The organism is Streptomyces sp. NPDC111656, from assembly GCF_055656965.1.
In genome coordinates, this window is the sequence record NZ_JBVKCA010000028.1 from 65385 (window position 1) to 85953 (window position 20569).

11 protein-coding genes and 4 pseudogenes are annotated in these 20569 nt (G+C 69.3%); 10 read left to right on the plus strand and 5 right to left on the minus strand.

What is annotated here, in order from left to right:
• Positions 1-20 precede the first annotated feature (20 nt).
• The gene (locus tag ACZ7M3_RS46050) at positions 21-812 is read right to left on the minus strand and encodes an aldo/keto reductase (protein WP_472071957.1); all 792 of its coding nucleotides are present in this window, start codon (positions 810-812) and stop codon (positions 21-23) included.
• Between the two features lie 369 nt (positions 813-1181).
• Between ACZ7M3_RS46050 and pqqA the strand changes: the two are divergent.
• The 8 genes and pseudogenes from pqqA to ACZ7M3_RS46090 all read left to right on the plus strand — a co-directional run.
• Positions 1182-1274 (plus strand): annotated as a pseudogene (gene pqqA, locus ACZ7M3_RS46055) (pyrroloquinoline quinone precursor peptide PqqA); the annotation flags it as partial.
• A 75-nt stretch (positions 1275-1349) separates the two neighbouring features.
• Positions 1350-2060, plus strand: a pseudogene (gene pqqC / locus ACZ7M3_RS46060) (pyrroloquinoline-quinone synthase PqqC); the annotation flags it as partial.
• Positions 2061-2947: 887 nt separating this feature from the next.
• Positions 2948-3202: a pyrroloquinoline quinone biosynthesis peptide chaperone PqqD gene (pqqD, locus tag ACZ7M3_RS46065; RefSeq protein WP_472071893.1), complete on the plus strand. Its 255-nt coding sequence runs from the start codon at positions 2948-2950 to the stop codon at positions 3200-3202.
• Positions 3199-4284, plus strand: coding sequence for a pyrroloquinoline quinone biosynthesis protein PqqE (gene pqqE, locus ACZ7M3_RS46070; protein ID WP_472071895.1), 1086 nt, complete (start codon positions 3199-3201; stop codon positions 4282-4284). Before pqqD ends, pqqE begins: the two co-directional genes overlap by 4 nt.
• Positions 4281-5480 (plus strand): glycoside hydrolase family 88/105 protein, encoded by a 1200-nt coding sequence (locus ACZ7M3_RS46075; RefSeq protein ID WP_472071897.1) that lies wholly within the window; start codon positions 4281-4283, stop codon positions 5478-5480. The genes pqqE and ACZ7M3_RS46075 overlap by 4 nt, the downstream gene beginning before the upstream one ends.
• Positions 5481-5487: 7 nt before the next feature.
• Entirely contained in the window at positions 5488-6282 is a 795-nt protein-coding gene (locus tag ACZ7M3_RS46080; protein ID WP_472071899.1) for a Tat pathway signal sequence domain protein, read from the plus strand.
• Positions 6283-6293: 11 nt separating this feature from the next.
• Positions 6294-11777 (plus strand): glycosyl hydrolase family 28 protein, encoded by a 5484-nt coding sequence (locus ACZ7M3_RS46085; RefSeq protein ID WP_472071901.1) that lies wholly within the window; start codon positions 6294-6296, stop codon positions 11775-11777.
• Between the two features lie 12 nt (positions 11778-11789).
• Positions 11790-13817 carry a PQQ-dependent sugar dehydrogenase gene (locus ACZ7M3_RS46090; protein ID WP_472071903.1) on the plus strand — a complete coding sequence of 676 codons (2028 nt, stop codon included), beginning with the start codon at positions 11790-11792 and terminating at the stop codon, positions 13815-13817.
• Between the two features lie 24 nt (positions 13818-13841).
• Here the strand turns inward: ACZ7M3_RS46090 and ACZ7M3_RS46095 are convergent, their stop codons facing one another.
• Both ACZ7M3_RS46095 and ACZ7M3_RS46100 read right to left on the minus strand, forming a co-directional pair.
• The gene (locus tag ACZ7M3_RS46095; RefSeq protein ID WP_472071905.1) at positions 13842-15668 is read right to left on the minus strand and encodes an AMP-dependent synthetase/ligase; all 1827 of its coding nucleotides are present in this window, start codon (positions 15666-15668) and stop codon (positions 13842-13844) included.
• A gap of 344 nt (positions 15669-16012) precedes the next feature.
• Positions 16013-16738, minus strand: a pseudogene (locus tag ACZ7M3_RS46100) (MFS transporter); the annotation flags it as partial.
• Positions 16739-16770: 32 nt separating this feature from the next.
• Here ACZ7M3_RS46100 and ACZ7M3_RS46105 point away from each other — a divergent pair.
• Positions 16771-17218 (plus strand): annotated as a pseudogene (locus ACZ7M3_RS46105) (Lrp/AsnC family transcriptional regulator); the annotation flags it as partial.
• Positions 17219-17285: 67 nt separating this feature from the next.
• Here ACZ7M3_RS46105 and ACZ7M3_RS46110 read toward each other — a convergent pair.
• Entirely contained in the window at positions 17286-18191 is a 906-nt protein-coding gene (locus ACZ7M3_RS46110; protein WP_472071907.1) for a LysR substrate-binding domain-containing protein, read from the minus strand.
• 153 nt (positions 18192-18344) lie between these two features.
• Here ACZ7M3_RS46110 and ACZ7M3_RS46115 point away from each other — a divergent pair, with 153 nt between their 5' ends.
• Complete coding sequence (locus tag ACZ7M3_RS46115) at positions 18345-19385, plus strand: bile acid:sodium symporter family protein (RefSeq protein ID WP_472071909.1); 1041 nt, start codon at positions 18345-18347, stop codon at positions 19383-19385.
• Here ACZ7M3_RS46115 and ACZ7M3_RS46120 read toward each other — a convergent pair.
• A complete protein-coding gene (locus ACZ7M3_RS46120) occupies positions 19318-20562 on the minus strand; it encodes a hypothetical protein (protein WP_472071911.1) in 1245 nt (414 codons plus the stop codon). The two genes, ACZ7M3_RS46115 and ACZ7M3_RS46120, sit on opposite strands and share 68 nt — an antisense overlap.
• Positions 20563-20569 lie beyond the last annotated feature (7 nt).

Genomic DNA, 20569 nt, shown 5'->3' on the forward strand with positions numbered 1-20569 from the left:
TCAGCCCATGGGGCCCGGGCTCAGCCCATGTCGAACGTCGCCGGGTCGGGACCCAGGCGACGGTCCTCGTTCAGCGCGCTGATCGCCGCGATGTCCTCGGTGTCGAGCGAGAAGTCGAAGACGTCGATGTTCTCCTTGATCCGGGACGGGGTCACGGACTTGGGGATCACGACGTTGCCCAGCTGGATGTGCCAGCGCAGCACGATCTGGGCCGGAGTGCGGTTGTGCTTCTGGGCGATGGCGACGATCGCCGGGATCTCCAGCAGGCCCTTGCCCGAGCCGAGCGGGGACCAGGCCTCGGTGGCGATGCCCTGCTGCGCGTGGTAGTCGCGGACCGCGTGCTGCTGGAGGTGTGGGTGCAGCTCGATCTGGTTGACGGCCGGGATGACGGACGTCGCCTCGATCAGCTGCTCCAGGTACTCCGGGTAGAAGTTGGAGACACCGATGGCCTTGATCCGGCCGTCCGTGTAGAGCTTCTCGAAGGCCTTGTACGTGTCGATGTACTTGCCCCGGGTCGGCAGCGGCCAGTGGATCAGATACAGGTCGAGGTAGTCCAGGCCGAGCTTCTCCAGGGAGGTGTCGAACGCGCGGAGCGTCGAGTCGTACCCCTGGTCGCTGTTCCAGAGCTTGGTGGTGACGAAGAGTTCCTCACGGGGGATGCCCGAGGTGGCGATGGCCTTGCCCGTGCCCTCCTCGTTGCCGTAGATCGCCGCGGTGTCGATGCTGCGGTATCCGGACTCCAGCGCCGTGGCGACGGCCTGCTCCGCCTCGTCGTCCGGGACCTGCCAGACACCGAAGCCCAGCTGCGGCATCTCGACGCCGTTGTTCAGGATGATCGGGGGGACCTTGCTCACGAGCTCTCGATCCTTAAGTCGTCGGGTGGTACTCCCATGGTCAACGATCACCGGCCGCTATGCATTCCTGACCGGCGGATTCGCTGTGGATTCCTGGCGAGGGCCGGAGATTGGCCGGAAATGGATCCGACCTTATCGGTCCGGACCATTGACCGAGTTCCGTCATCCGACCACTCTGTAGGGCGTCACTGAACGGGTTCATGAACCCGGTGCATGCATGTGAACACCAGCACCTGTCTGGGCTCTACACCCCCCACCCATCAGGAAAGCAGGTACGCGCACATGAACAAGAACGTCCTCGAAGGCCGCCGCGCGGAGCAGGTTGTTCGGGAAACATCGGAGGAAAGGGTCTGGGAGACCCCCGGGTATCTGGTCGTCGAGACCGCCCTGGAGGTCACCGCGTACGCCCTCGGTGACCGCCTGGGCCCGGTTGCCGAAGCGGCGACCGCCGGGCCGCACCTGGCGCGCACGGCCTAGCCCCACGGTTGTCGAACCATGACCGCGACACCGGTGTGCGACGACGGTGCCGCGGCCCCTTGGGGAACCGTCGAGTTCACCGAGCGGCTGCGTGCCGTCGCCGAGGACCGCTACCACGACCGTCATCCCTTCAACGTCCGTATGCACGAGGGCGAGTTGACCCCGGCCGAGCTGCGCCGCTGGATCATCAACCGCTTCCACTACCAACGCCACATCCCCGTCAAGGACGCCCTGATCCTGGCCAAGTTCGACGATCCCACACTGCGGCGGGTGTGGGTCCGCAGGATCCAGGACCACGACGGCACCGCCGTCGGACAGGGCGGCATCGAACGCTGGCTGCGGCTGGGCGAGGCCGCCGGCCTCGAACGGTCGGCGCTGTGGGACACCGCCCGGGTGCTGCCCGGCGTCCGGCTCGCGGTCGAGGGCTACGTCAATTTCTGCCGCCTGCGCCCCGCGCTCGACGCGGTCGCCGCCTCCCTCACGGAGCTGTCCGCACCGGGGCTGATGCGCACGCGGATCGCCGCGTTCGAGCGGTACTACCCCTGGATCGAGGCAGCGGGGCTCGCGTATTTCCGTACCCGCGTCGGGCAGGGCAGCCGTGACAGCGAGGAGGCGCTCGCCCTGGTCCAGGGCTGGGCCCGCACCCGTGAACAGCAGGAACGGGCCGTGGCGGCGCTGACGTTCAAGTGCGAGGTGCTGTGGGCGCTCCTGGACGCGGTGGACCGGGCGAGCGACTCCGTGCCGACGGGTACGTCGGACGGGGTGCCGGCGGGTACCGGTCGGGGCGACCCAGCCGCCGCACCGGGCCTGCCGCGCACACCGGGTCGCGGCCATCGGGGTGGGCCGGGGAGAGGTTCGGATCAACTGCCGGGTGCCTCGGGCGGGGCGGCGGGGGATGCCTTGCCCGTCGTGTCCGAGGGCGCGTCGGGGGATGCCTCGGCCCTCGCGTCTGGGCGTGTGCCGGGAGATGCCTTGCCGTCCGTGCCCGAGGGTGCGTCGGGAGATGCCTCGCTCTTCGTGTCCGGGGGTGTGCCGGGGGATGCCTCGGGCTTCGGGGTCGAGTGTGTACCGGGGGATGGCTTGTCCTTGGTGTCTGAGGGTGTGCCTAGAGGTGCCTCGCCTCTTGTGTCTGAGCATGCGTCGGGAGATGCCTCGCTCTTCGTGTCCGGGGGTGTGCCGGGGGATGCCTCGGGCTTCGGGGTCGAGCGCGTACCAGGGGATGTGTTGCCCTTGGTGTCTGAGGGTGTGCCCGGAGAGTCCAAGCCCCTTGTGTCTGAGCATGCGCTGGGGAATGCCTCGCCTCTTGGGTCTGAGCATGCGCCGGGAGATGCATCGCCCCTCGTGTCTGAGTCAGCGTCAGGGGAGGTCTCGCCCGGATTCGTCCCGCCGGGTCTGTCGGATTCGGTGGCGAGTCCGCGTGCGCGCGGGCCCGCGCAGCGGCGTCCCCGCGCCGCGCGGGACGTCGTCGGCGGCGACGTGGCTTCCGGGGCTTCGGACGTGGCGGCGCAGGCAGGGACCACGAGTGCGTCGATGCCGACGAAGGCCCCGGCCCGCCACCTCGGTGCACCCGTGCAGACGGACACCCCGGTGGTGCCTGGCCCCGCAGGGGGCCCGCTGTGACCTGGCGTCCCGTTCTCGCCCGCTCCGTGATGCTCCGTCATGATCCCGTCCGCGACACCGACTTACTGCTCATGCCCGAACGCGTGGTCGTCCTGCGCGGCCACGCCGGGAGTGTCGTTCGGCTCTGCGACGGCAGGCGCGAGGTGCCCGAGATCGTCACCGCGCTCGCCGAACGCTTCCCCGGCGCGCCGGTCGCCGACGAAGTACCCCGATTCCTCTCGGCGTTGCACGAGGAGGGCTGGCTGCGATGACCGCGACCGTCGATCCCCCCTGGGCCCTGCTGGCCGAACTCACCCACGGCTGCCCGCTGCGCTGCGCGTATTGCTCCAACCCCGTCGAACTGATCAGTCGGTCAAGAGAGCTGACCGCCGAACATTGGACCGACGTCTTTCGTCAAGCCGCTGACCTGGGCGTTGTCCAGACCCACCTGTCCGGCGGCGAACCCCTCCTCAGGCGCGATCTCACCCGGATCGTCGTCGCCGCCGACACCGCGGGCCTCTACACCCAGCTCGTCACCAGCGGTGTGGGCCTGCACGAGCGAAGGCTCGCGGAGCTGCTGGACGCGGGACTGCGCAGCGTCCAGCTCTCCGTGCAGCACACCGATCCCCAGGATGCCGAACTCATCGCGGGAGCCCGCGCGTTCACCGCCAAGGAGCGCGCCGCACGGCTGGTGCGGGCGACAGGGCTGCCGCTCGGTCTGAACGTCGTGCTGCACCGGGCCAACATCGACGCCGTCGACGACCTGATCACGCTCGCCCTCGCCTGGGGCGCCGACCGGATCGAGCTCGCCCACACGCAGTACTACGGCTGGGCCGCCCGCAACCGCACCGCCCTGCTGCCGACCCGGGACCAGGTCGAACGGGCCCGCGTCACCGTGCGCCGCCGACGCGAACAACTCACCGGTTCCCTGGAGTTGGTCTGGGTCGCCCCCGACCTTCTCGACGCCACCGCGAAACCCTGCATGGGCGGCTGGGGCGCCGTCTCCCTCACCGTAGCCCCGGACGGCACCGCGCTCCCGTGCCCCTCCGCCGCGACACTCCCGACACTCGACGCGCCGAACGTGCGCGCACACCGCCTCGACTGGATCTGGCGTGAGTCGAAGGCCTTCAACGCCTACCGGGGCGAGGCCTGGATGCCGGACCCCTGCCGCGGCTGCGCCCTGCGCACGACCGACTTCGGCGGCTGCCGCTGCCAGGCGTTCGCGCTCACCGGCGACGCCTCCCGCACCGACCCGGCCTGCCGCCACGCACCCGACCACCACCTCGTCCGCGCGCTCGTCGACGAGGCCCCGCTCAGGAACTCCGCCTACGCCTACCGAGAGGGAGGAACATGAGACGACGACTGCGGGCAGCGCTGATGGCGGGCGTGCTCACCACCGCCGGCCTGACCACGGTGGCCGCCACCGCACCCCCGACACCTTTGTCCTCAGCGCCCGTGGGAAGGCCCGCCGCCGCCCAGGACTGGTCCGTCGCCCTGATCGACTCGACCATGGCCCGCTACACCCCGAGCACGATCGGCGGCTGGTCGTACCCGGTCGGGCTGTATCTCTACGGCCAGTACCTCACGTACCAGCGCACGCACGACGCCCGCTATCTCACCTACATCAAGAGCTACGTCGACCGCTTCGTGTCGAGCGACGGTTCGATCGGCCAGAGCTTCAACAGCCTCGACAGCATGCAGGCGGGCCGGCTGCTGACGATCCTGCACCACGAGACGGGCCAGGACCGCTACCGCAAGGCGGCCCTGAAGATCCGGAACCGTCTGAACACCTACCCGCGCACCGCCGACGGAGGCTTCTGGCACGCCGACACCAGCAGCCGGGCCCACCAACTCTGGTCGGACGGCGTCTACATGGTGAATCCGTTCCTCGTCGAGTACGGCAAGGAGTTCGGGGACGCGACCTACGCGAACGACGAGGCCGCCAAGCAGCTCTACGTCTACGGCAACCATCTCCAGGTGGCGAACGGCCTGTTGAAGCACGCCTACGACGAGTCGAAAACGGTGAGCTGGGCCGACCCGGCGACCGGTCTCGCCCCGGAGCACTGGTGCCGGGCGGTCGGCTGGTACGCGATGGCGATCGTCAACGTGCTCGACGCGATCCCGGTCAATCACCCCAGGCGGCCCCAACTCGTGGGCATTTTCAGAAGGTTGGCCGCAGGTCTGGAGAAGTACCAGGACCCGGCCACCGGCCGCTGGTTCCAGGTGATCGACAAGGGCGCCCGCAGCGACAACTGGACCGAGACGTCCTGCTCCAGCATGTTCACCTACGCCCTCTCGCGCGGTGCTCAGCAGGGCTACCTCGACCCGCACTACGCGTCCGTTGCGCAACGCGGCTACCAGGGCGTCCTCTCCAGGCTGTCGGTCGGCTCCGACGGCCGCACCAACCTCACCGACATCTCCATCGGCACCAATGTCGGCGACTACGCGTACTACATCGCCCGCGACCGGGCCACGAACGACTTCCACGGCCTCGGCGCCTTTCTGATCATGAACGAACAGCTCACAGCCCACCCACTCAGGACGAGGTGAGTCAGCCATGAGCACCACCAGAAGGACCCTGCTCGGCGCGGCGCTCGGCGGCGCCGCCGGAGCCGCGGTCGGCATCCCGGCGACGGCCACCGCCGCCCACGCCGCCTCCTGGCAGCTGAAGTGGTCCCCGTCGGCGAGCGGCGACAAGCTCGGCGCCTTCGAGACGATCGAGGACGACCGCGCCGACTCGCACCCCGCGGGGCAGCCGCACATCTTCGCCACCGGCGACAACTGGCGCTTCAACATGCACACCGTCGACCGCGACACCTCGACGGACCGCCAGCGCCAGGAAGTCACGGGCCTGCGCAACGGCAGCGGCAGTGACTACCTCAAGTGGGCCGTGGGCCAGACCTGGCGGGTCACGTACTCGATGTACATCCCGAGCTCGCTGAAGGCGACCACCACCTTCACCCACATCATGCAGATGAAGCAGCCCGGCACCGGCACCTCGCCGATCGTCGTGCAGTCACTGCGCCGGGTGAACGGGGTGCAGACCATCGAGCTGAAGCTCGCGATCGACGACATCCTCATCGGCCGCACCGATCTGGAGCCGCTGCAGAACAAATGGATCGACGTCGACTTCCAGATCAAGGTCGGCAACGGCTCCGCGGGCACCCTCCGCTGGATCCTCAAGAACGGCTCCACCACCGTCATCGACGCGTCCAAGTCGGGCGTCGACACCTTCCTCGCCGACCGGGTGCGCCCCAAGTGGGGCATCTACCGGTCCCTCGGCGACACCTCCGGGTCCCTGCAGGACTGCTACCTGCTGCTGACCAACCTGCGCGGCTACCAACTGGTATGAGGAGCCGTTCCATGAAACCCCCCATGAGAAAACGGAGTTGGGCGGCGAGCGTCTTCCTCGCCTTCGCCGTCGTACTCGGCCTGACCCACCCCGAGGCCCTCGCGGCCCCCCGAACCGCCACCCCACCCACGTCCACCACCGCGCCCGCCGCCAAACCCCACGCCGCCGTCTTCGACGTCCACGACTACGGAGCCAAGGGCGACGGCTCCACCAACGACACCCCCGCCATCAACAAGGCCGTCACCGCCGCCAACGCGGCGGGCGGCGGCACCGTCCGCTTCCCCGCCGGCCAGTACAAGTCCAAGAACACCATCCACATGAAGAGCGAGGTCACTCTTCAAGTGGACAAGGGCGCGACGATCCAGGGCTCCAGCGCGGACACCTACGACCCGCCCGAGGCCAACCCCAACGACGCCTACCAGGACTACGGGCACAGCCACTTCCACAACGCGATGATCTACGGCGACCGACTGACACACATCGGCTTCGTCGGTGACGGCGTCATCGACGGCCTCGGCAACCTCATCACCGGCAACCCCAAGTCCGGCGAGGCAGACAAGATCCTCTCGCTGACCCGCTGCGACGGCCTGCGCCTCGGCGACGGCCTGACCCTGCGGCGCGGCGGCCACTTCGCGGCCCTCATCAACGGCTGTACGAACGTCACCTCGGACCACCTGACCATCGACACGGCGAGCGACCGCGACGGCTGGAACGTCATCAGCACGACCAACGTCACGGTCACGAACGCCAGCATCAAGGCCAACGACGACGCCCTCGTCTTCAAGAGCGACTACGCGCTCGGCGCCAAGCTCCCCAACGGCCATGTGCGGGTGAGCGATTCCTATCTGTCGGCGGTGTGCTGCAACGCCCTGATGTTCGGGTCCGAGACCTGCGGAGACTTCTCCGACTACCAGTTCGCCAAGATACGCATCGAGGGCTCCGACAAGTCCGGGCTCGGCATGGTCTCCATGGACGGCGCGAAGATCTCCGACGTCCACTACCGCGACATCACCATGACCGGTGTCCGCTCGCCGATCATGCAGAAGATCGGTACCCGAAAGCGCTGCGGCAACAGTCCCGGCATCGGCTCGATCAGCAACGTCACGTACGACAACATCACGGCGACCGGGGTGAGTCCGTCCTTCAGCCCGACGCTGTGGGGCGAGAGCGGCCACCGGATCAACGGGGTCACCTTCACCAACGTCGACATCACCGTCCCCGGCGGCAACGGCACCATGGCCACCGCCGTGCCGAGCAATGACCCGAACGACTACAACCCGAAGGCCATCGGCACGCGGCCCGCCTACGGCTGGTACGTCCACAACGCCGACAACGTGACCTTCACGGACAGCTCGGTGAAGTACGCGGCCGACGACGGACGCCCGGCCGTCATCGCGAACGCCGCGAACGGGATCAGGTTCACCCGGTTCACGGCCCAGCGGGGGAGCGGCTCACCCCACGACATGGGCTTCCAGAACGTCACCGGCTACTGTCTGATGGACAGTCACAACACCTCGGGCGGCGCCCTGCGGGTCTCCGCCGGCGGCTCCAGTGAGAACTGCGGTACGGCAGCCAAGAGCACGGCGACGGCGACCACCGCCGTGCAGCGGCCGTACACAGGTGTGAAGCCGCTCGACCTCGAGAACCCCCGCCAGGCCTTCCTGCGCGGCTCCGTCGGCGGACTCTTCCTGCACTGGGGCGAACGCACCGCCCCCGCCCACACCAGCTGCACCGCCTGGGAGAACGACGTCACGGGCGGCGGCTGGACACCCGACTACTGGGTGAACGAGGCCCAGAAACTGCACACCCAGTACCTCGTCCTCGCCACCTTCCACAGCCGCCTCGGCTACGCCCGCCCCTGGCCCTCGAAGATCCCCGGCAGCTGCTCCACCAAGCGGGACTTCCTCGGCGAACTCATCACCGCCGCCAAGGCGAAGGGCCTCAAGGTCATCCTCTACATGACCGACGACCCCCAGTGGCACGGCGAGGGCGGCCACGAGTGGCTCGACTCGGCCGCGTACTCCGCCTACAAGGGCACCGACGTCGACCTATCCACCCGCGACGGTTTCGGCCGCTTCAGCTACGACAACTTCTTCGAGGTCATGGACCGCTATCCGGACCTCGGCGGCTTCTGGATCGACAACGACAACGCGTACTGGGAGAGCCACGACCTGTACGCGCAGATCCAGCAGAAGCGCCCGAACTACACGCTGAGCAACAACAACGAAGACACGCCGATCATGGACATGATCAGCAATGAGCAGAAGACGGGCATGACCCCGTCCTACGACTACCCCCAGGCCGTCTACACGGCCGGGCCCCGCCTCACCGAAGCCGACTTCAAGCTGCCGTCGAGCGGGGCGTGGTGGTACGACGGCTCCAACCCCTCCGTCGACAAGATGCTCACCCTCGGCCGGTTGATCACCAACGCCGGCTCCTCCGTGAAGGCCCTGATGGCCGAGACCGCGCAGGTCAACGGCAAGTTCCCAACGAATCAGGAGGCCTTCAACAACTTCGCCAACTCCTATCTCGGCCCCATCTGGCAGTCACTGCACGGCACCGAGGGCGGCGGATACCTGTACGGCGGCCTCAAGCCCGGCTTCTGGAACGACGGGGCCCACGGTGTCACCACGGTCAGCAAGACCGACCCCGACCTCCAGTACATCCACGTACTGACCCCGCCCAGCACCAGCACCCTGCGCATCCGCGACAACGGCTACCGCATCGCCTCCGTCACCAACCTCCGTACGGGAGCGGCTGTTTCCTGGTCCCAGTCGGGCGGCGTGCTCACCCTGACCGGCCTGGCGAACTGGGACCCGTACGACACCGTCTTCAAGGTCACCACGGCCGGCCGCCAGGGCATCGCGTCCGGCGTCACGATGTCCGCGAGCGCCTCGGCGAGCGGTCATGGCCCGGCTGCCGCGGGCGACGGTGACTACCTCACCTACTGGGACAGCAACAAGACGCTGCCCGTCAACCTGACCTTCGACCTCGGCAGCGCGAAGAGGGTCCAGTACATCGGCCTCAACCAGCGCGAGGACTCCGTCGCCTACGCGCGCTCCGACACCGAGCAGTCCGCACGTATCAAGGACTACAAGGTGTTCCTCAGCAACGACGGGTCCACCTGGGGCAGCGCGGTCAAGACCGGTCAGCTCGCGAGCCGACGGGGCATCCAGGGGATCGACCTGACCGCCGCCAACGCCCGTTACGTACGCCTCGAAGTCGACACCACCTGGGCCGCGTCCACCGACACCACCCGCTCCAAGCGGCTGCGGATCGACGAGGCCTGGATCGGCACGTCGTACGCCACCTCGGCGGCCACCGTCCACACGTACTCGGACAACGGCCAGGCCCTCCGCCCCGCCATGGGCTGGAGCAGCTGGAGCTTCGTGCGCCGTTGGCCGACCGAGGCGAAGATCAAGGCGCAGGCCGACGCGCTCGTCGCGAGCGGGCTCAAGGACCACGGCTTCGTGTACATCAACCTCGACGACTTCTGGCAGAAGTGCGACGGAGACGGATTCGTCGTCGACTCCTACGGGCGCTGGACCGTCGACACCACCAAATTCCCCGCCGGGATCAAGGCGCTGGCCGACTACATCCACTCCAAGGGGCTGAAGTTCGGCTTCTACGTGACGCCGGGCATCGCCAAGAACGCCGTCACCAGGAACACGCCGATCGAGGGGACCTCGTACCACGCGGCCGATATCGCGGACACCTCGAAGACCGAGAAGAACTACAACTGCAAGAACATGTACTACATCGACTACGGGAAGCCGGGGGCCCAGGAGTTCGTGAACTCATGGGCCAAGCAGTTCGCCTCCTGGGGAGTCGACTACCTGAAGATCGACGGGGTGGGCAGCGCCGACATCCCCGACGTCCAGGCCTGGGACAAGGCGCTGCGGGCCACCGGCCGGCCCATCACCTTCGCCCTGTCCAACAACCTGCCGATCGCCCATGCCTCCACCTGGAAGTCACTGGCGAACAGCTGGCGCACCCAGGGCGACGTCGAGTGCTACTGCGGCTCCGGCGACAACGGCAGTGGCTATCCGCTGACCGACTGGTCGCATGTCTCCGCGCGCTTCACCTCGGCCGCCAACTGGCAGCAGTACGCCGGCCCGGGGGGCTGGAACGACCTGGACTCCCTGGAGATCGGCAACGGTGACCAGGCGGGCCTCACCGCCGACCAGCGCCGCTCGCACTTCACCCTGTGGGCGATGGCGGGCGCGCCCCTGCTGCTCGGCACGGACCTGACCAACCTCGACTCCGTCGACAGACCGATGCTGACCAACGACCGCCTCATCGGCGTCGATCAGGACGGCGTCGCCGCGAAGCGGATCGTGAGCAGTGGCGTCAAGCAGGTCTGGAGCAAGAAGGAGAGCGACGGTCGGTACGTCGTCGCCCTCTTCAACACCGGCACGTCCGGCAACTCCACGGTGAGTGTGAACTGGTCGCAGGTCGGCTTCACCGGCTCCGGTGACGTCACGGACCTGTGGTCGGGCTCCCACAAGGGCACGATCGCCGACTCGTACAGCGCGAGCCTGCGCCCGGGGGAGACGCGCCTGATCCGGGTGAAGCCGGTGAGCCCTGCCCTGAAGGCCGCCGCGGCCTCACCCGGCATGGCGGTGGCGCCCTACGAGTACCTCGGCTGGGGCAGCCCGCAGAACCCGACGTCGGTCATGTCGGCCACCGGGGTGAAGTGGTTCACGCTCGCGTTCGTTCTCTCCGACGGCTCCTGCAACCCGAAGTGGGACGGCTCGCGCCCGCTGACCGGCGGCAACGACCAGTCGAAGATCAACGCGATCCGCGCGGCCGGCGGTGACGTCGTCGTCTCCATCGGCGGCTGGAGCGGTGCCAAGCTCGGCGAGAAGTGCTCCAGCGCCTCGGCGCTCGCGGGCGCCTACCAGAAGGTCGTCAACGCCTACGGCCTCAAGGTCATCGACATCGACATCGAGAACACCGAGTGGAGCAACGCCACCGTCCGGCAACGCGTGATCGACGCGCTGAAGATCGTGAAGGCCAACAACTCCGGCCTCAAGACCATCATCACCTTCGGCACGACGACCAGCGGCCCGGACTCCACCGGCGTCGACATGATCAAGCGCGGCGCCGCCTCGGGCCTCGCGAACGACATCTGGTGCGTCATGCCGTTCGACTTCGGCGGCGGCACCACGAACATGGGCACGCTCACCACCCAGGCCATGGAGGGCCTCAAGGCACGGGTCAAGTCGGCCTATGGATACAGCGACGCGACGGCGTACGCGCACATCGGCCTGTCGTCCATGAACGGCAAGACCGACGACTCCGGCGAACTGGTGCGCGTCGCCGACTTCAAGACCATGCTCGCCTACGCCCAGCAGCACCACATCGGGCGCCTCACCTACTGGTCCGTGAACCGCGACCGGGCCTGTGGCTCCGGCTCCGACGGTGACTCCTGCAGCGGCGTGTCGCAGCAGCCGTACGACTACCTCAAGGTCTTCGCCCAGTACACGGGCTGAGGGGACGAACCCATGAAACTCAACAGAGCGCTGCCCTGGTGCCTCTCGCTCGTCCTGGCCGTGCCGCTCGTCGCACTGGCCGGCACGGCGGCGCAGGCGGCCACCGACTACCAGGCCGAGGACGCCACGATCTCGCAGGGCGCCGTCGCCACCAACCACACCGGCTACACGGGCACCGGCTTCGTCGACTACACCAACATCACCGGCTCGTACGTGGAGTTCACGGTGAGCGCTGCCACGGCCGGCACCTCCTCGCTGGCCCTGCGCTACGCCAACGGCACGAGCGTCGACCGCCCGATGGACCTGTCCGTCAACGGCACGGTCGTCGCCTCCGGGGTCTCCTTCCCGGCCACCACCGACTGGAACACCTGGGCGACGAAGAGTGTGAACGTCACGCTCGACGCCGGTTCCAACAAGATCCGCGCGACCGCCACCACGGCGAACGGCGGCCCCAACCTCGACCGCGTCGGCGTCGGTGCGGCGGCGGACACCCAGGCCCCGTCGCGACCCGGCCAGCCGAGCTGCTCGGCCATCGGCGAGGACGCCCTCACCCTCTCCTGGGGCGCCTCCACGGACAACGTCGGCGTGGCCGCGTACGACCTCTACGAGCACGGCAACAAGCTCGGCGAGGCGGCCGGCGACGCGACCTCCAAGGTGCTCACCGGCCTGAGTCCGAACACCACCTACAACCTCACCGTCATCGCCCGCGACGCCGCAGGCAACGCCTCCCAGGCCGGCCCGGTCGTCGACTGCACGACTCGGCCCAGCTCCGACACCACCCCGCCCGGCAAACCCGGCACCCTCACCTCCTCGAACGTCACGGCCACCAGCGCCGACCTGAGCTGGGGCGCCTCGACCGACGACAAGGCGGTCGTCGGCTACGACGTGCGCAGCGACACGACGGTCTACAAGAGCGTCACCGGTACGTCGACCACGCTCACCGGGCTCGCCTGCAACAGCCCGTACACGCTGAACGTGGTGGCGCGCGACGCGGCCGGCAATGTGTCGCCGCAGAGCAACACGGTCACCTTCACGACCAAGGCCTGTGCCACCGACGGCGGGGTCCCCTCGTCCATCGGGACCGTCTCCAGCGGCTGGACGATCCCGTGGGGCACATACTGGATGCCCGACGGGCAGACCGCGCTGGTCACCGAGCGGGACGACTTCCGGGTCTGGAAGGTCACCAAGGACGGCACGAGGACCCAGGTCGGAACCGTGCCGAACGCCGTGACCACGAACGGCGAGGGCGGACTGCTGGGCGTGGCCGTCGACCCGAAGTGGGCGACCAACCACTACGTGTACTTCATGCACACGGCCTCCGAGGGCAACCGCGTCGTCCGCATGACCTACGACGGCAGCTCCCTCACCGACTACACGGTTCTCCTCCAGGGCATCAAGAAGAACCGCTACCACAACGGAGGACGCCTCGCCTTCGGCCCCGACGGCTATCTGTACGTCTCCACCGGCGAGGCCCAGACACCCGAACTGGCCCAGGACAAGACCTCGTTGAACGGCAAGATCCTGCGGATGACGACGGACGGCAAGGCCGCCCCCGGCAACCCGTTCGGCAACTACGTCTACAGCTACGGGCACCGCAACCCGCAGGGCCTCGCCTTCGACCGCAACGGCCGCCTGTGGGAGGCGGAGTTCGGCAACAGCTCCAAGGACGAACTCAACCTCATCAAACCGGGCGCCAACTACGGCTGGCCGACCTGCGAGGGCAGTTGCAGCGTCTCCGGGATGACCAACCCGAAGGCGACCTGGAACGTCTCCGAGGCGTCACCGAGCGGCATCGCGATCGTCCGCAACGTCGTCTACATGGCGTCCCTGCGCGGCGAACGGCTGTGGCGCATCCCCATCACCGGCGACACGGAGAACGTCGGCACGCCGACGGCGTACTACGTCGGCACCTACGGCCGCCTGCGCACGGTCACCAAGGTGCCCGGCGCCGACCAGCTCTGGCTCTCCACCACCAACTGCGACAACAACGGAGGAGCGGCGGACGGCTCGGACAAGATCTTCAAGGTGAGCATCAACTAGCCGGACGGGGGCGTTGCAGCGGGCTCATGCCCGGTACAACGCCTCCACCTCCGTCGCATACGCGTTCTCGATCGCCTTCCGCTTCAACTTCAGCGAAGGCGTCAGCAAGCCGTGCTCCTCGGTGAACTGGTTCGCCAGTATCCGGAACGTACGGATCGACTCGGCCTGCGAGACCAGGGTGTTCGCGGCGACCACCGCCCGCCGCACCTCGGTCTCCAGGTCCGGGTCGCGCACCAGGTCGGACGGGGACAGCCGCGTCTTGCCCCGCATCTGGAGCCAGTGATCGACGGCCTCGGAGTCGAGGGTGACGAGCGCCGCGATGTACGGCCGGTCGTTGCCGACCACGATGCACTGGGCGACCAGCGGATGGTCGCGCACGCGCTCCTCCAGGACGCCCGGCGAGACGCTCTTGCCGCCGGAGGTCACCAGGATCTCCTTCTTGCGCCCGGTGATGGTGAGAAAGCCATCCTCATCGAGGGCGCCGAGGTCGCCGGTGGCGAGCCAGCCGTCGTGCAGTGCGGCGTCGGTGGCCTTGGGGTCGTTCAGATAGCCCTGGAAGATGTTGTCGCCGTGCAGCCAGATCTCGCCGTCGTCCGCGATGTGCACGGTCGTGCCCGGAATGGCCTGGCCGACCGTCCCGTACCGGGTTCGCTCGGGCGGGGTGACGACCGCGGCGGCGGTGGTCTCGGTGAGCCCGTATCCCTCGTAGATCTGGATGCCTGCGCCGGCGAAGAACAGCCCGAGCCGACGGTCCATCGCGGAGCCGCCCGAGACCGCGTGTCTGACCCGGCCACCCATGGCGGCGCGCATCTTGGTGTAGACGACCTTGTCGAAGAACTGGTGCTGCATCCGCAGGCTCGCCGACGGCCCGGCGCCGATCCCCCACGCCTTCGCCTCGATCGCGTCCGCGTAGCGGACCGCGACCTCCACGGCCTTCTCGAAGGGTCCGGACTTTCCGTCCTTCTCGGCCTTGCGGCGGGCCGCGTTGAAGACCTTCTCGAAGATGTACGGCACCGCCAGGATGAACGTCGGCTGGAACGCTGCCAGGTCGGGCAGCAGCACGGCGGCATGCATCTGCGGCTGATGGCCCAGCTTGACCTTCCCGAGCACTCCCGCGACCTGGACCATCCGCCCGAAGACATGCGCGAGCGGCAGGAACAGCAGTGTGGATGCCCCGTTGTCGCGCTTGGAGGTGAAGATCGGTTCCATGAGCCCGATGACCGTGCTCGCCTCGGCCATGAAGTTGGCGTGCGAGATGACGCAGCCCTTGGGGCGGCCCGTGGTGCCCGAGGTGTAGATGATCGTCGCGATCGACTCGGGGGTGACGGCGCGCCGGTGCCGGTGCACCACCTCGTCGTCGATGCCCGTGCCCGCCTCGTAGAGCTCCTGCACCGCGCCCGAGTCCAGTTGCCAGAGCTTGTGCAGCTGGGGCAGCCGGTCGATCACTGTGGCGATGGTCATCGCGTGGTCCTCGTGCTCGACCACCGCCGCCGACACCTGCGCGTCGTGCAGCATCCAGAAGACCTGCTCGGCCGAGGACGTCGAGTACATGGGGACGACATGGGCGCCGATCGTCCACAACGCGTAGTCGAAGAGTGTCCATTCGTAGCGGGTACGGGACATGATCGCGACCCGGTCGCCGAATCGGATTCCCTGGGCGAGCAGTCCCTTGGCCAGTGCGAGGACCTCGTCACGGAACTCGGCGGCCGTCACATCGCGCCACTGTTCGTTCTCGTCCTTGCGGCCGAACGCGGCCCGCAGCGGGTCCTCCTGGGCATGGTCGAATATGACGTCGGCCAAGCCGCCCACCGGCGGCGCCGACGCCAACGGAGGGTTGGTGAACTCGCGCAATCCCGCTCCTAGTGGCGCTCCGCACAGCGCCGTGAAAGCTACCCCACCTCGCCGTCGGGCGGGAGGGGTGCCGGAGCGGGGGTCGGCCGGGGGTGTGTGCGGCATACGCACAGGTCAGCCGAGAAAATGCCCGCACATGGGGAAGGGCCGGACAGAATCCCGTACGGTTCCGTAGGTTTCGGTCCCGTAATCTCCACGGAATCTGTACGACCCTCCTACGGAGCACGGGACGCCGGATACCGGACACGGAATTTCCGATTCCGCGCTGTGCGGCTACCGCCGGAGCCGGTCCCCGTGGCTCCGGGACCGGCTCCGCCGGTGTCATGACCGGGCCCTCACCGGTGTCATGCGCGGGACGCCGTCGCCCGCATCGCCGGTGCCTCGGCCGTGTCCGTCACAGCGCGCGGCGTCCGCACCAACACCAGTACCAGCGCACCGGCGGCCATCCCCGTCACGCCCGCCGCCACCGACGCCGAGTCGAGCCCCGAGGCGAACGCGGCCCGCAGGGTGTGTTCGGAGAGAGGGCCGCGCAGGGCCCCGGCGCCGCCGCCGGCCAGGGCGTGGGCCGCGTCGTGCGAGAGCGTGTCCCGCATGCGGGAGGTCAGCTCCGTCCCGAAGACGGCGACCCCGAGCGCGTACCCCAGCTGGCGGACCGTGTTCACCGCGCCGCCCGCCATGCCCGCCCGCTCCGGCGGTACGGCGGCGAGCGCGGCGCCCGTGATGGCGGGGGACACGAAGCCCGTGCCGATCCCGACCAGGACGAGGCCCGGCATCAGGACCGTCCAGCTCGTACCCGCGTCCAGCACGGCCTGGCAGAACGCGCCCGAGCCGACCAGGAGCAGCCCGCCGCCTATCGTCTGCCGCGCGGGCACCCCGTGCAGCAGCTTCCCGGCGAGGATCGCGACCACCATCGTCGCGCCGGTCAGCGGGAGCAGGGTGAGCCCGCCGCGCACCGGGCTCATGCCCAGCACGGTCTGCATCCAGATGGACAGGTACGGGATCACAGTGGTGACGGGATCGTTCGGGACGGCGGCGCTGGCGCTGGTCGCGTTCGTCCTCGTCGAGCGGCGGGTCGCCCACCCGCTCCTGGACCTGTCGCTGCTGCGACCCCGAGGACGAACCGCTGGTCGCCGCGCTCGAACGCGACGGACGCGCCACCTATCCGGAACTCCAGCGCGCCACCGGTCGCTCCGAGTCCGTCGTCAAGCGCCGCCTCGCCGCGCTGCTCGCCTCCGGCGCCGTGTACGTCGACGTTCGAGTACCACTCCGAGACCCTCGGCTACGGCTGCGCCGCCGTCCTGTGGATCACCGCGGCCCCGGCGGCCCTGCACTCCGTCGGAGAGGGCCTCGCCACCCACGACGAGATCGCCTTCGCCGCGGCGACGGCCGGCCCCTCCAACATCGTCGTCACCGCCGTAGCCCGTGACACGGCGGGCCTCTACGCCTACCTGAGCGGCCGCCTCGGCACCCTCGAAGGGGTCCAGCACGTCGAGACGACCCCGTTCCTGCGCCGCATCAAGCAACTCACGTACGCGAGGCCGACCCGCTAGGGCCCGTCCGGCGGATCATGCCGCAGATGCGGGGGCCGGCACGCCCATCTGCGGCGATGAGGCACCGTCATTTTCCTGCGGCCGGATCCGCCGGACGGGCCCTAGGCCCGCCGCCCCCGAGCAGCCGGTCCCCGCCTCCCAGGATCGCGGACGCGAGGGCGTCCGCCGCGCCCTGTGCGGACGTACGCCGCTGCCCGTGCACCAGGACGAAGTCGACCTCGCCCAGTTCCGGGAGGCCCGCGCGGTCGGGTACGCGGACGAGGCCCGGGGGGATCAGTCCGCGTGAGTGGGCCATCACGCCGAGGCCCGCGCGGGCCGCCGCGACGAGGGCGTTCAGACTGCCGCTGGTGCAGGCGATGCGCCACGCGCGGCCCTGGCGCTCCAGGGCTTCGAAGGCGAGGGCGCGGGTGATGCCCGGGGGCGGGTAGACGATCAGGGGGACCGGGCGGTCGGGGTCGAGCCGCAGGCGTTCCGCGCCGATCCACACCAGGCGGTCGTGCCAGACCAGCTCGCCGCGCGGGTCCTCGGGCCGCCGCTTCGCCAGCACCAGGTCCAGCCTGCCCGCCGTGAGCTGTTCGTGCAGCGTGCCGGACAGCTCGACCGTCAGCTCCAGGTCCACCTCCGGATGGTCGTACCGGAAGCCCTCCAGGATCTCCGGGAGCCGGGTCAGTACGAAGTCCTCGGAGGCGCCGAAGCGCAGCCGGCCGCGCAGCCGGGTGCCCGTGAAGAAGGCGGTCGCCTGCTCGTGAACCGCCAGGATGCGGCGCGCGAAGCCGAGCATCGCCTCGCCGTCCTCGGTGAGCTCCACGGAGTGCGTGTCCCGCGAGAACAGCTGCCGTCCCACCGCGTCCTCCAGGCGGCGTACGTGCTGGCTGACGGTCGACTGGCGCAGCCCGAGCCGCCGGGCGGCCTGCGTGAAGCTCAGGGTCTGGGCCACCGCCAGAAAGGTACGCAGCTGGGAGGGGTCGTACACACCTCCACGTTATCGCGAATCGCGATGACAGTCAGAACGGTATGACGGATTCCCGATCGCGGACCGGAAGAGGACGATGGAGAGGGCACGACCCGCCCCGGGACCACCCTTGCCCCGGGGCCGCACCGTACGACGTCTGAGCAGTGGAGCACCGTGAAACGCCTGCAGTGGCCGAGTTGGATGCCGATCGACCCCTACATCCTGCTGTTGCTCGGGACAGTGGGCCTGGCGGCCCTGCTCCCGGCACGGGGTACGGGCGCCGACGTCGCGTCGGGCGCCTCCACGGCCGCCATCGCCTTCCTCTTCTTCCTCTACGGGGCCCGGCTCTCCACCCGCGAGGCGGTCGAGGGCCTCAAGCACTGGCGGCTCCACGTCACCGTGCTGGCCTGCACCTTCGTCGTCTTCCCGCTGCTCGGCCTGGCCGCCCGCGGCCTCGAACCGGTGCTCCTGACCCACAACCTCTACACCGGTCTGCTCTTCCTCACGCTCGTCCCCTCGACCATCCAGTCGTCGATCGCCTTCACCTCCATGGCCCGCGGCAACGTGCCCGCCGCGATCTGCGCCGGCTCCTTCTCCTCCCTCGCGGGCATCGTCGTCACCCCACTGCTCGCCGCGGCACTGCTGGGCAGCAGCGGCGGCGGATTCTCCGCGGACTCGCTGGTCAAGATCGTGCTCCAACTGCTGGTGCCGTTCCTCGCCGGGCAGGTGCTGCGCCGCTGGATCGGCCAGTTCATCACGCGCCACAAGAAGGTTCTCGGGTACGTCGACCGCGGCTCGATCCTGCTCGTCGTCTACACCGCGTTCAGCGAGGGCATGGTGCAGGGCATATGGCACCAGGTGAGCGCGGTGCGACTGGCGGGACTGCTCGCGGTCGAGGCCGTGCTGCTCGCGGTGATGCTGACGCTCACCTGGTACGGCGGGAAGGCGCTGGGCTTCCACCGTGAGGACCGCATCGCGATCCAGTTCGCCGGGTCGAAGAAGTCCCTCGCCTCGGGGCTTCCCATGGCCAGCGTCCTGTTCGGCGCGCACGCCTCGCTCGCCGTGCTGCCGCTGATGCTCTTCCACCAGATGCAGCTGATGGTGTGCGCGGTGATCGCCAAGCGCCGCGCCCACGACCCCGAGGCGGCTACGACCCCGGTGCCCCCAGTCGCAGCGTCACGAATCGCGGTCGGTACAGCGCCACGTTCCGACTGAGGTTCGCCTGCGCCGAGACACCGCCCGTCGTGTCCAGCCAGTTCACGTCATAGCTCAGGACGAGCCGGTCGCCGTCGCTCAGCGCCGCGTGCGCCTGCGGGTTGTACGCGGCCACCTGCCCCTGCGGCAGGGACGGACCGAAGCTCCGGGTGGGCCCGTGCCAGGGGCCGGTCGGCGCGCACGCCCAGTACGAGGTGATCGTCGTCAGGCCCGCGGTGCCCGCCGCCATCGTAAACAGGACGTATGTCCCGCCGTCCCGCACCACCGTGAACGCGCTGCCGACCCCCGTGCGCCGCTCGTCCCCGAGCACCGGCCCCGGGCGTGCCCGCACCGCCCATCCGCCGCCGTCCCAGTACTCCCAGGCCGCCGGCTGCCCGAGCCGGCCGCGCGGCACCCGCGCCACGTACGCCTGCGAGGCGGGGCGCGAGGCGGCCTGGCCGTCGTCGCCGCCGAAGACGTACGTCCACGCGCCCGCGTCGACCGTCGAGGTGCCGAACAGCACCCGCCGGGAGGGATCCGTCACGGAACTCTGGTCCAGGACCGTGGTGACGCCTTCCAGCCGCAGGTCGGGCAGCGAGAGCGTGGCGACCTCGGTGGACGTGGGCACGCCGTAGATCCAGGGAGCCTGGCCGGCGGTACGGGTCCACAGCAGGACGCGGACGACCTGCTCGGCGGAGCCGGGGGAGCGGGGCTCGACACGGGCCGCGACCGGCCACCGCCACCGCCCCGGCCCGGGGTCGAGGAACACCGGCGTGGGCAGCGTCGTCTCCAGCCGCCCGTCCTTCGACATCACCACGGCCGAGTTCCGCACCAGGGGCGCACTCGTGTCGCGCCACGCGTACGACTCGCCGACCGGGTTCGGAGGCCCGTGCACCTGGCCCAGATACGTGTCCGAGAACAGCCACAGCAGCCGCCCGTCCGGCAGCCGCACCGAGTGCGTGCCGTCGCCGCCGGTCCAGTCGTCGACACGGCTCGCGTCGTCGCCGTACCGCGCGAACTCGCCCGTGAGCCGCGCGTCCGCGCTCCAGGACCGCAGCGTACGGGCCGTGCACGCGTCGCCGCCCTCCCGGTCGTGGTCGGGGAGGGCGGTGAGCAGCACGGCCGCGCAGACCAGGGCGAGCAGGACACCGAGGCCGGCCCCGGTCCGTCGTCGTCGTGCTCGTGCGTCGTCGGGCACGGACGGG

What these genes read in the sequence shown, in the direction of transcription:
- ACZ7M3_RS46080 (WP_472071899.1), top strand. Translation starts at nt 5,488, where the DNA reads ATGAGCACCACCAGAAGGACCCTGCTCGGCGCGGCGCTCGGCGGCGCC.
- ACZ7M3_RS46075 (WP_472071897.1), top strand. Translation starts at nt 4,281, where the DNA reads ATGAGACGACGACTGCGGGCAGCGCTGATGGCGGGCGTGCTCACCACC.
- pqqE (WP_472071895.1), top strand. Translation starts at nt 3,199, where the DNA reads ATGACCGCGACCGTCGATCCCCCCTGGGCCCTGCTGGCCGAACTCACC.
- ACZ7M3_RS46090 (WP_472071903.1), top strand. Translation starts at nt 11,790, where the DNA reads ATGAAACTCAACAGAGCGCTGCCCTGGTGCCTCTCGCTCGTCCTGGCC.
- ACZ7M3_RS46085 (WP_472071901.1), top strand. Translation starts at nt 6,294, where the DNA reads ATGAAACCCCCCATGAGAAAACGGAGTTGGGCGGCGAGCGTCTTCCTC.
- ACZ7M3_RS46050 (WP_472071957.1), bottom strand. Translation starts at nt 812, where the DNA reads ATGCCGCAGCTGGGCTTCGGTGTCTGGCAGGTCCCGGACGACGAGGCG.